Source organism: Xenorhabdus bharatensis (assembly GCF_037996705.1).
GTDB classification, from domain to species: domain Bacteria; phylum Pseudomonadota; class Gammaproteobacteria; order Enterobacterales; family Enterobacteriaceae; genus Xenorhabdus; species Xenorhabdus bharatensis.
In genome coordinates this window covers 49689-62992 of the sequence record NZ_JBBMXG010000004.1, presented here as the reverse complement: position 1 = coordinate 62992, position 13304 = coordinate 49689, and the positions used below count along the sequence as shown (strand labels likewise).

1 protein-coding gene (only partly in view) is annotated in these 13304 nt (G+C 50.5%); it reads right to left on the bottom strand.

Going from position 1 to position 13304, the window contains the following annotated elements; translation table 11 throughout:
- Positions 1-13304: the 5' portion of a non-ribosomal peptide synthetase gene (locus AAC855_RS05315; RefSeq protein WP_340608593.1), read on the bottom strand. It extends 9625 nt beyond the left edge of the window; only the first 13304 of its 22929 coding nucleotides appear in the window; the start codon lies at positions 13302-13304; the stop codon falls past the left edge of the window.

Below are 13304 nucleotides of genomic sequence, written 5' to 3'. Positions count from 1 at the left end.
AGATCCTGCCAGTAAACCGAGGTGCGCAGAATATCGTGGCGGTCAATGACCTGCTGCATGGCGCTCAGGAAACTATCAAGGTGAGTTCGGGTGTCAAAGGCAATAAGGGTATGTAATAAATAGTCGTCACCCTGTGTCTGTAACAGATGATGGAACAGAATGCCTTCCTGTAACGGGGCCAGCGGATAGATATCCTGCACATTACCCGCTCCGCCGGAAACATGGGCAGTGATAGCGTCAATGTCTGACTGGGACAGGGAAACCAGCGGCAACATATCCGGTGTAATAGCCTGACAGCCATCGGGGATAAGGTTAGGTGGGACGACAAAAACTTCGGCATCACGCTGAGCGGCTTGTGCCATATCTGCCAGCACAGGCGCAGCGAACACACTGCGGACATCAAGCTGCCAGCCGTGGTTATGCAATTCCGCAATCAGGCTGACAATCAGCAGTGAATGCCCGCCCAGAGCAAAGAAGTTGTCATAACGGCTGACCTGTTCCAGCCCGAGTAATTGTTGCCAGATTTGAGCCAGAGTGACTTCTGCTTCACCAACAGGCGCTTTATAGCCCTGTATTGCCAGCGCAGACAGATCAGGTGCAGGCAGTGCCTGACGATCCAGTTTGCCATTGGGGGTCAGCGGGAAACTATCCAGCATCACAAAAGCACCGGGCAGCATATATTCAGCCAGATGCTGAGCCAGTTGCTGACGTAGTTCAGCGGGAACCAGTTCAGTACCTTCTTCCGGTTTCAGATAGGCAACCAACCGTTTTTGATCCGGTTCGTCTTCCCGCATCAGAACTACGGCTTCCCGTATGCCGGAACACTGCACCAGTCTGGCTTCAATTTCCCTCAGTTCGATACGAAAACCGCGTAATTTGACCTGAAAATCATTGCGTCCGAGGTATTCGATATTACCGTCAGAACGCCAGCGACCCAGATCCCCCGTTTTGTACATACGCGCATTTGGTTCAGAAGAGAATGGATCGTTCAGGAAACGTTCTGCTGTCAGTTCAGGCCGGTTCAGGTAACCACGGGCAACGCCGGAACCCGCGATATAAATCTCTCCGGTGACACCCACCGGAACAGGCTGGGTGTTGGCGTCAAGAATATAAATCTGTGTATTGGTAATGGGGCGACCAATCGGCGGTGGAGTATTTTCCTGACTATCACACGGATAAAGCGTTGCACAGACGGTAATTTCCGTCGGCCCGTAGGCATTGAGCATCTGCCGCCCCGCTGACCAGCGTTTGACTAAACCCGGTGGGCAGGCTTCCCCGCCGACCAGTAATGTCTGAAGGGTATCGGGCAGAGAGTCCATTGCCGCCAGCGCAGTTGGTGACAGGAGGACATGGCTGATAGCATGGGTTTCCAGATAATCTGACAGGATCGCACCGGGTAGAAGGTCAGCACGTTTTGCCAGATAGAGACTGGCTCCCGTCAGCAGCGCCATAGCGCATTCCCAGACAGAGGCATCAAAACTGCCGGAAGCAAATTGCAGAACCCGACTCTCAGGCGTGAGGGCAAGGGCATTTTGTTGGGTAGTGACCAGATTACACAGACTATGATGTTCAATCATCACGCCTTTCGGCTGACCCGTTGAACCGGAGGTATAAATAACGTAAGCCAAATGGCGGGGTGTCAGCCCTAATACCTGAGCATCCGGGCTATCCGTTCGTTGTGTTGTCGTAAATTGTTCAGGATGATTGAGTAAAACAGTCGGTAATGTGCTGGCAAGCTGGTTTGCCAACTCAGTGGTGGTTAATAACACAACCGGAGCGGCATCCTCCAGCATAAAGTTAAGCCGCTCCGCCGGATAAGCCGGATCGAGGGGGACATAAGCACCACCGGCTTTCAGTGTGGCAAGCAGGCCGATGACCATTTCCGGGCTGCGTTCAGCACATAGGGCAACCCGATCATCCGGGCGCACGCCCAGCGCCAGTAAATGATGAGCCAATTGATTAGCTCGCTGGTTCAGTTCGTGATAACTCAGCGTCTGATTTTCATAAACTACGGCAATAGCATCAGGACGCTGTAATACTTGTGCTTCAACAAGCTGGTGGATAAGTGCATTTTGTGGGAAACCGGATTGGGTAGAACCGATCTGAATAGCATTGAAATCCACCAACAGTTGATGCCGCTCCGATGCTGGTAGCATAGGCAGAGTGGCAATACATTGCGTATCATCCGTGACCATTGCGGTGAGCACATTGACTAAATAGCCAGTCATGCGCTCAATGGTTGCGGAATCAAACAAATCGGCGGCATAAGTCAGTTCACCTGCCAGACCGCTTTCGTTTTCGGTCAGAGACAGGGTTAAATCAAAATGCGCGCTGGGGTGTATCTGCTCTACTGGCGTACAATGGATATCGGGCAGATTTAACGCCTGAGCCGGGGTGTTGTTTAAAGCCAGCATCACCTGAAATACCGGGCTGTAACTGAGGTCACGCTCCGGCTGTAAGGCTTCCACCACTTGTTCAAAAGGCAGATCCTGATTAGCGTAATCATCCAGCATCTGTTCACGGATCTGAGTCAGCAGCTCGGTAACACTGTCGGAATCGCTTATTCTGGTACGCAGGGCTAATGTGTTGACAAAAAATCCGATTAACCCTTCCAGTGTCTGGTGAGGCCGGTTGGCAACCGGTGTACCGATGACAATATCATCCTGTCCACTCAGCCGGGCGAGGACAATACTCCATGCCGCCAGCAGGGTCATAAACAGGGTGCTGTTATGGCGCTGCCCCAGCTTTTTCAATGAAGCCAGTAGTTCGGCATCAAAATAAACAGGAACCCGACCGCCGACGAACGATTGTACAGTCGGACGGGGTCTGTTAGTCGGTAGTGTTAATAAAGCCGGAGCATCTTTAAGCCGGGAAAACCAGAAATCGCTCTGTGCAGTCAGAGCCGAACCCTGCAACCAGCCACGTTGCCAGACGGCATAATCAGCATACTGAATGGGCAATGGCAGTAACGGGTTCTCCTGATTTTCAAGCGCCGCACGATAGAGAATGCTCAGCTCGCGCATGAGTACACCGACAGACCAGCCATCGGCAATAATATGGTGTTGGGTGAGCAGAAAGATATGCTCTTCATCAGCCAGTTGTAGCAAGTGACCCCGAACTAATGGTTCTTGTGTGAAATCAAATGGCGTCTGGGTTTCAAGCGTGGTTAATTCAGTAATACGGTCAGTACGTTCTTCAGGAGTTAACTGGCGCAGGTCATGGTGAGACAGCGTGAAACTGGTATCAGCCTGATCAATGTACTGGCAGGGATGACCTGCTACAGAGATAAAGCGGGTACGCAGGCTTTCTTGCCGAGCGACCAGATTATTCAGTGCCTGACTCAGTGCGTGGTGGCTGAGTTGCCCGCTGAGACGTAATGCAACGGGAATATGATAGGCCAGACTGGCGGCCTGATCGATTTGTGTCAGGAACCATAACCGTTGTTGTGCAAAAGAGAGTGGCAATGGCTGGTTTCTGTCAGCAATCGGGATCTCGATTTGACGGGCTGTTGCAGTTTCAGTGATCAGTTGTGCTAAATCAGCCAGAATGGGCTGGTCAAAGAGTTGTTTTAATGACAGGGTTTTTGCCAGTTCCTGACGAACGTATGCGACAAACTGAACCGCCAGCAGGGAATGCCCCCCCAGTTCAAAGAAATGGTCGTAACGCCCGACCTGCTGCACACCCAGTAATTTCTGCCAAATCTGAGCCAGTGCCGTTTCTATTTCATTGATCGGGGCTTCATAACCACGGGTCACTACTGCGGCCAGATCAGGCGCAGGAAGTGCCTGACGATCCAGCTTGCCATTGGGTGTCAGCGGGAACGTTTCCAGCATGACAAAAGCACTGGGCAGCATATAGTCAGCAAGGTGTTGTGAAAGTTGCTGACGCAGTTCCGCGGGAATTAACGATTGGCCATTGTGTGGCTGCAAATAAGCGACCAACTGTTTTTGTTTTGATCCGTCCTCACGGGCTATCACGACAGCTTCACGCACACTGTTACACTGCATCAGCTGCGCTTCAATTTCCCCCAGTTCAATACGGAAGCCACGGATTTTGACCTGAAAATCATTACGGCCGAGGTATTCGATATTGCCATCAGCCAGCCAGCGCCCCAGATCCCCTGTTTTATACATGCGCGCATCAGGTTCGGAAGAGAAAGGATCGGCAAGGAAACGTTCAGCAGTCAACTCAGGCAGATTTAAATAACCACGGGCAACACCGGTTCCGGCAATATAAATTTCTCCGGCAACACCAACAGGAACAGGCAGCCCGTTGGGATCGAGAATATAGATCTGTGTATTGGCAATCGGGCCACCAATCGGAACAGAGTGAGTTGCATCAGCGAGAGATGTTATTGCATAAGTGGTGGCAAACGTGGTGGTTTCCGTCGGGCCATAACAGTTAATCAGCTGTGCGGGATGAGACTCAGAAGATAATACCTGCCTGCTCTTAGCGGGGTCGAGAACATCACCACCAACAAGCAAATAGCGTAACTGCCCGAACATCGGCATAAGAACATCAAGGTAGGCATTGAACAGACCGACAGTCAGCCAAAGCGCGGTCACTTTCCCTTCAATGAGTGAATGACTGAAACGCACCGGATCCAGCAGGACAGTCTGGGGAATAATATGTAAACATCCGCCGTTCAGCAGGGCTGACCAGATTTCCCATGTCGAAGCATCAAACGCAATATTGGCACAATGAGCAACACGGTCGTCAGGGCCGATATCCGCAAAACCGCTATTGATAATCAAACGAAGCACACTTCGATGCTCAACCATGACGCCTTTCGGTTGCCCGGTTGAACCGGAGGTATAAATCACATAGGCCAGATTGTGTGTTGTCAGATGAACCGCGGGATTATCCATCTGTTGTGTTGTCAGGCAGGCTTCCTGTGCATCCAGTAACACGGTCGGAATGTGGTTTTCCGCCAATTTATCCGCATGAACGGAATGCGTCAGTATGGCGACGGGAGCGGCATCCTCAAGCATATACCGCAATCTTTCCGCCGGATAAGCTGGATCAAGGGGTAAATATGCGCCTCCGGCTTTCAGAATAGCGAGCAGGCCAATAATCAGCAGAGGGCTGCGCTCGGTGCAAATAGCGACCCGATCATCGGGGCGTACACCTTGCGCAATCAGATAATGCGCCAGTTGGTTGGCCCGACGGTTAAGTTCGCCATAGCTAAAGGCATTGCCCTCAAACGTTATAGCGATTGCGTCGGGGTGATGTGCGGCCTGCTCCTCAAACGATTGATGGATCAAACCCGGCTGGGCATCTTCTGTTGGTGATAAGGTTGTTTGAGCTGTGTTGAAATCCACCAGTAATTGTTGACGCTCTGTAGCGGGCAGAATGGATAACCCTTGAATCGGTTGCTGTGGATTGCGAGCCAGTGCGTCAGTCAAGCCACGAAGGGCTGTTTCCAGATAAGTGGTAATGCGTGCCGGATCAATGCCTGCTCCTGCCAGAGCTGTCAGACGGAACCCTGCTCCCGTATCATCCACGGACAGGGTGATTGGGTAATTTGTCCGTTCTTCCACCGCGAGAATGCGCATACCCAGCTGAGGCATTTCAAAAATATCATCTTCATTGAGCCGGGTATGGCGATAATTAAGTAGAGTACTCAACAGTGGCATCGGCTGCGCCACGCCGCTGCATTGCTGTGCCAGTGCCAGCGGTGCCTGTTCGTGCTCCAGTAAGGTGGTCAGATTGCGATAGGTAGCCTGCACGGTATCCAGCACACTCTGGCCTGTCAGGGAAACCCGTACTGGCAGGGTATTGATAAACATCCCCAGTGTTCGGGCTGTTCCTTTGCCACCCTGCAACCGACCTAATAACACTGAGCCGAATACAACATCATGACCGCCGCTGGTTTGTGCCAGTACCTGTGCCCATGCGACATGAAACAGTACGCCCGGATTGACTCCCAGACGGCGGGCCTGTTTACGGATATTCTCCGCCAGAACCGGATCGAAAGAGAGGTGTGCTTCAGCAACAGGTTCATCATCCGTTAGGGAGAGCACGCCAAAAGGTGCGGTGGGCGTGTCGATATCAGCCAACTGTTCACGGAAATAGGCCTCGTGTACCGCGGGTGGCACGCTTAACGTCTGGGCGATAAAGTTACGATAAGGCACGGCAGCAGGTAATGTTTCAGTTTGCCCTTGTTGTTTCTGGGCAAGCTGTTTCTGGATAGGCTGTATCAGGGCAATTTCGTCGAAAATCAGCTCCAGTGTCATATGATCAGCGATCATATGATGAAAGTGCAGTGCCAGCAGCCAGTTATCCTGAACCGGATCATAAGCGATATCTACCAAAAACAGGGGGGCATGGTTTAGCTTAAGACGGTGTTCACGCGGATTATTGAGCGCTCTTAGTTGAGCGGGAATATCATCTGTTGTGGACGGAATGAACTCATTGATCGTCAGCCGCGCCTGACGCCAGACAACCTGAACCGGTTTGACCAGCCCCTGCCAGCAGGCGGCTGTACGCAGAATATCGTGGCGGTCGATAACATATTGAAAACCTGACAGGAAATCATCAAGGTATGCACGGGTATTGAAAGTGAGCATACAGTGGAGCAAATAAATATCGTCCTGTTCCTGTAATAGATGGTGAAACAGGATGCCTTCCTGTAACGGTGCCAGTGGATAGATATCCTGTATATTGCTGGCTCCGCCGGGAGTGACTTCGACGATCGCATCAATTTCGGCTTGTGAAAGTGAAACCAGCGGCAGCATATCCGGTGTAATGGCTGTGCAATCGTCGGGAATAAGGTTAGGCGGAACAACAAAAGTATCGGCATCTCCCTGAATCGCCTGAGCCATTACCATCAGGACTGGCGCTGAGAACACACTGCGGACATCCAGTTTCCAGCCAAATTTGTACAGTCGTTCAATCAGACTGACCATCATCAGCGAATGACCGCCCAGTTCAAAGAAGTGGTCATGGCGGCTGACCTGCTCTAATCCCAGCAGCTCCTGCCAGATGTGTGCCAGTGTGGTTTCTTTCTCCCCTATGGGAGCCTGATAACTGCGGGTTATCACTGTCGAAGCATCAGGCTCAGGCAGTGCCTGACGGTCAAGTTTTCCGTTAGGGGTTAACGGGAAGTTTTCCAACACAACAAAAGCACTGGGCAACATATATTCAGCAAGGTGTTGAGCGAGTTGCTGGCGCAGTTCTGAAGGGGAGAGTTCAACACCCTCCTGTGGACGTAAATAGGCGATCAGCCGTTTTTGTTCACCTGTTTTTTCCTCAATAGCCAGTTTATTAAAAGTCTCTTCACGGGCGATAACCACTGCTTCGCGTACGCCGTCACACTGTATAAGCTGTGCTTCAATTTCCCCCAGTTCAATGCGGAAGCCACGGATTTTGACCTGAAAATCATTGCGGCCAATGTATTCGATATTGCCATCCGGCAGCCAGCGACCGAGGTCACCGGTTTTGTACATGCGGGCATCGGGTTCTGAGGAGAAAGGATCGGCGGGGAAACGTTCCATTGTCAGTTCAGGGCGATTCAGATATCCCCGCGCTACACCGGCTCCGGCAATGTGGATCTCACCGACAGTGCCTAATGGTGCAGGTTGACCAGAGGGTTCGAGGATGTAAATCCGGGTATTGGCGATCGGGCGTCCGATATGATTGTGGAAGCCCGTTGTCCGGTCTATACGTGTCCATGTCGAATAAGTTGTCGTTTCTGAGGGACCGTACAGATTGCATATATGCCGGATATTTGTGTGTGTGAATAACAGTTTAACGACATGTGGTTTTAGTGCCTCACCCGCTAAATTGACAGTCAGGATACTCGCAGGTATCGCATTGGCTTCAATCAGTTGCGGGATAGCCGAGGGCACGGTATTGATCAGGCTGATGTTCTGTTTTGTAGCGATAGATCTTGTATTGATCAGCGACAGCACATCAGGGACAACATGCACCGTACCGCCAGAAATCAGAGGCGTGAAACATTCATATACGGAGAGATCAAAATTCAGTGACGTGGCAAAAAGGGTGTGTGCCAGCGCTTGCGGGCTGAATGTTGTCTGCGCCCAGTTCAGTAAATTGACGGTATTGCGGTGTTCGACCGCCACACCTTTCGGCAGACCGGTTGAACCGGAGGTGTAGATAATATAGGCCAGATGGTGTGAAGTCAGCCCCAGTGCCTGTGCGTCAAGGTTGTGATCGGGCAGTTCTGCCAGAGTGGAGGAGCTGATATCGAGTATATTGTCGAGCAGAACAATGGGTACAGCGCTGAGCAGCGTGTCAGCCAGTGTTGTCTGGGTCAGAATGGCTGTCGGAGCTGAGTCTTCCAGCATATAGGCCAGCCGCTCGGCAGGGTAAGCCGGATCGAGAGGGACATAAGCTCCGCCCGCTTTCAGGATAGCCAGTAAGCCCACAATCATTTCGGTACAGCGTTCGACGCAAATAGCAATGCGATCATCCGGTTTTATTCCCAGCTTAACCAGATAATGAGCCAGTTGGTTGGCATGACGGTTAAGTGCGTCATAGCTCAGGGTTTGTTGTTCGAAAACGACAGCTATATCCGCCGGAGTCTGTGTCACCTGTTGTTCAAACAGTTCATGGATCAGGGCGGATTGTGGGCGGTTTATATCTGGAAAAGTGTCTTGTGTGGCGTTGAAATCCACCAGCAACCGCTGCCGTTCTGCGGTGGACAGCATGGGCAGGTGCGTAATGGCTTGTGTTTCATCTTCCGCCATGGCTGTCAGTACATTGATGAGATAACCCACCATGCGCTCAGCGGTTGTGGCATCAAACAGATCAACGGCATATTCCAATCCGCCGGTAAGACCTCTATCACTCTCAGTCAGTAACAGCATTAAATCGAAATGGGCACTATGACCAGCCTGCTCAAGCCGGGTGATTTGTAATTCATGCGATGTCTGATCCTGAACCGGCGTATTATCCAGTGCTAACATGACCTGAAAGATAGGGCTATAGCTGAGACTACGTTCAGGCTGTAAGGCTTCAACGACCTGTTCAAAAGGCAGATCCTGATGAGCGTAAGCAGCCAGAGCCTGCTCCCGCACTTGCGCCAACAGATCAGCGACAGAGACATGATTATTGAGCCTGATCCGCAGGGCCAGTGTATTAACAAAAAATCCCATCAATCCTTCAAGTTCAGAAAGTGAACGATTGGCGATGGGGGTGCCGATAACGACATCATCCTGACCACTCAGCCGCGACAGCACGATACTCCAGCCAGCAAGAAGCGTCATAAAAAGGGTGGTATCGTGGCGTTTTCCGAGAGCCTGAAGTGATGCCAGCACCGTGTTATCAAGCTGGAAAGGGGCCTGACTGCCGATGTAGGACTGGATTGCCGGGCGTGGCCGATCTGTCGGGAGTGACAGAAGTACTGGTGCATTCTCAAGTTGTATACGCCAGAAATTTTGCTGGGCCGTGAAAATGTTTTTCTGTAGCCATTCACGTTGCCAGACAGCATAGTCAGCGTATTGAATGGATAATGGTGACAAAGAAACATCATGACCGTTAAGCAATGCATGATAGATAATATCCAATTCACGCATGAATACACCGATAGACCAGCCATCAGTGATGATATGATGCAGGGTGATCAGTAACAGATGCTCTTCATCGGTCAGTTGCAGCAGATGACCACGAACAAGTGGGCCATGGATAAAATCAAAGGTCGTCAGAGCTTCAAGTGCTGTAATCTTTTCAATTCGTTCAGCTCGTTGCGCCGGATCTAAGTTGCGTAACTCATGGTAGGACAAAGTAAAGCCGGTATCAGCAGGATCGATATGCTGATAAGGTTGGCCTTCAACCAGAATAAATCGAGTGCGCAGGCTTTCATGGCGGGCAACCAGATGATTGAGTGTACTGGTCAGGGCATGATGGTTAAGTTGACCTGTCAGACGCAGTGCTACCGGAATATGGTAGGCCCGGCTGGCAGCCGGATCGAGCTGGTTCAGGAACCATAAACGCTGCTGGGCAAAGGACAGCGGGAGTGGTTGGCTGCGATCAGTCGAGGGGATAACGGTCTGCGTGGATACCGCTGCTTCAGAAATAACCTGAGCCAACTCCATCAGGGCCGGTCGGGTAAAAATCTGTTGCAGAGGGAGCTCTCGTCCCATGATCCGACGTATACGGGCAGACAGCTGGACAGCCAGCAGGGAGTCACCACCCAATTCAAAGAAATGGTCATGGCGGCCAACCCGCTCCAGTCCGAATAAACTTTGCCAGATTTGTGCCAGAACGATTTCTGTTTTATCGACAGGCTCCACATAGGGATGTGTTGCCATCGCAGATAAATCCGGGGCTGGAAGGGCATTGCGGTCAAGTTTTCCGTTAGGCGTTAGCGGGAAAGCGTCCAGAGTGACAAACGCACTGGGCAGCATATATTCGGCAAGATGCGGGACAAGTTGCTGGCGTAATTCAGCAGGCTCTAGTCTGACACCTTCCTGTGGCCGCAAATAGGCAACCAGTCGTTTTTGCCCGCCGGTTTTCTCATCAAAAACATCCTCACGGGCGATAACTACTGCTTCTCGTACTCCATGACACAACATTAATTGAGCTTCGATCTCGCCGGGTTCAACCCGGAAACCCCGGAGTTTAATCTGAAAATCATTTCGACCAAGATATTCAATATTGCCATCAGGTAACCAGCGCCCGAGATCGCCGGTTTTGTACATGTGGGCATCCGGCTCTGTGGAGAACGGGTCGATCAGGAAACGTTCTGCGGTTAATTCAGGACGATTCAGATAACCACGGGCAACGCTCCGGCCTGCGATATGAATTTCTCCCGTTACGCCGGAAGGGACTGGCTGACCATATTCATCAAGAATATAAATCCGGGCATTGGCTATCGGCTGACCGATGGGGGGCAGTACTGGCCAGTGCTCAGTTTCTTTGTCTAAGGTATATGTTGTTACAACGTGACTTTCCGTCGGGCCATAATGATTATGTAACTGGCAGCCAGCACGCTGTACTAAATGCTGAATGGCAGGGGTAATACGCAGTTGCTCACCAGCAGTAATAATATGCGTCAGGCAGGAAAAATCGTCTTTACTGGAACCGGCAGCTTCAGCGAGATGCTGAAGAGCGACATAGGGGAGGAAGATACGATTAACCTGTTTTTGCTGAATCAGCTGAAGGAATTGTTGGGGTTCCCGGCGCATGGCTTCACTGATCAGCACCAGACAGCCGCCTTCGCTCAGGGTGGTGAAAATCTCCTGAAAGGCGACATCAAATCCGAACGCAGAAAATTGCAGGGTTTTACCTGTCCTGCTCAGTCGTGAAGGTGAGTAAGCGTGCCATTGCAGCAGGTTTGACAGTGAAGACAAAGGCATCTCCACCCCTTTGGGTAACCCGGTTGAACCTGACGTATAGATCACATAACCCGGATGCTGAGGAGTCAGCCCCAGTGCCTGTGGATCTGGGTTGTACTCTGGGTGTTCAGCCAGATAGGATTGTTGGCTATCGAGTAACACCGTTGTATATCCGACAGCAGGTATGGCACGTTCCAGCTCTTCAGAGAGAGCAACCTGTGTGAGTAGAACCACAGGTTCGGAATCTCTGAGCATATACGCCAGTCTTTCCATCGGATAGGATGGATCGAGTGGAATATAGGTACCTCCTGCTTTGAGGATTGCAAGTAATCCCACGATCATCTCCGGGCTGCGCTCAACGCAAATCGCAACCCGTTCATCTGGTTTTACACCCAGTGTAACCAGATAGTTAGCCAGCCTATTGGCTCGGCGATTAAGTTCGTCATAACTCAGCGTTTGTTCGCCAAATTCCACGGCGACTGCATCGGGATATTGTTCAGCCTGAATTTCAACCAGTTGATGAATTAAGGTACTTTTCGGGAAGTTCATCTGAGTGGCATTAAAATCTGCCAGTACCTGTTGTTGCTCTGTCTGTGAGAGTATTGGCAGGTGCCGGATTGCTGTGTCCGGAGATGCGATAGCGGCTTCTGTCAGGGCTACCAGACGGGATTGAAGCGCCACTGCTTCAGCATGATTCAGATAATCGGGTGAATAATCAAACTCCAGCGTGACGGGTTTCCCTACATCTTCATTATTCGTCGTAAATGCGTACTGATGAACTGCAACAATCAGAGGAAACGGGGCACCACGTTGTATTTTAGAACAAGTCAGTAAGGCCGCAGGCAGACTGGCATTTAACTCAATTTTTTCATATGAAAGCATAATATCGAATAGCTGGACATGCCCTGACTTCTGTCGGGCCTGTAAATGCCGGTTGAGTTCTGCAATGGGTAAACGCTGGCGTTTATAACAACGGCGCAACTCGGTTGCTGCTTTCTTCATAACATCGAGGAAAGAATCTTGTGGTGTCACGGTAATACCAACCGGAATGACTGAGGTAAACATCCCAACCATGCGTTTTTGTTTGATATTTTTACGGTTGTGTACGGGAATACCAAAAACAATTTCCTCAGAACTGTCAGTACGTGAGAAATGAGTTGTACGGAAAAAATAGCAGGCTAGGACGGCATACATAAAATGCAGAACGGATAACTCTTGTGAAGCAACCAATTCTTCTATGCGTTGAAAAAGTGTTTTGTCAAATTGATAAATGACCGGCTCAGGATGTCGGGATTCTTTAGTTTTGTCTGAATTAGAGGGTTGGAGCAATGCAGGAGGTACACTTTCATAACGTTCAAGCCAGAATTGCCGATCCTGTAGATAGCGTTTTGAACTTAGATAGGCGGTGTCTTCATCCACAAAATCAAGATAGGAGGGAACACTTTCTGTCATTTCCTCACCTCTGGCCAGCTTGCTGTAAATGCTGGCTATCTCTTCGGAAATAAGCCCTAAAGTAGTTCCGTCTCCGATAAGGTGATGACAGCAGAACTGCCAGTACCAGCGGTTATTGCCTATGCGTAACAATTCAAAGCGCCATAGTTCGTCATTTAAATCGAACGGGCGTACAAATGCCGAGTGGAGATACTGTTCAGCTTGTTCTATTGGATTGGAGTGTCCGGAAAGATCATGGACAGAGATGGAAACAGGTAAAGCATCAACAAGTTTTTGTTGTGGTAATTCCTGATTATGAACCAGTCGTAAACGCAATGCATCATGACGAGCAACAACGCTCTTAAAAGCACGGATTAACAGCGTTTCATCCAATTCTCCCTCAACAAAAACCACTGAACCGATATTGTAACAGGTATTATCAGGGTGAAGGATTTGATCAAGCCAGACAACCTGTTGCGGAGAACTGAGTGAGAATGTGCAAGAGGAAGATTCAGAAGTATTCTCATATGAAGGCTGGGCTTCGTGATTAATACGATTGCACGACATAGGCAT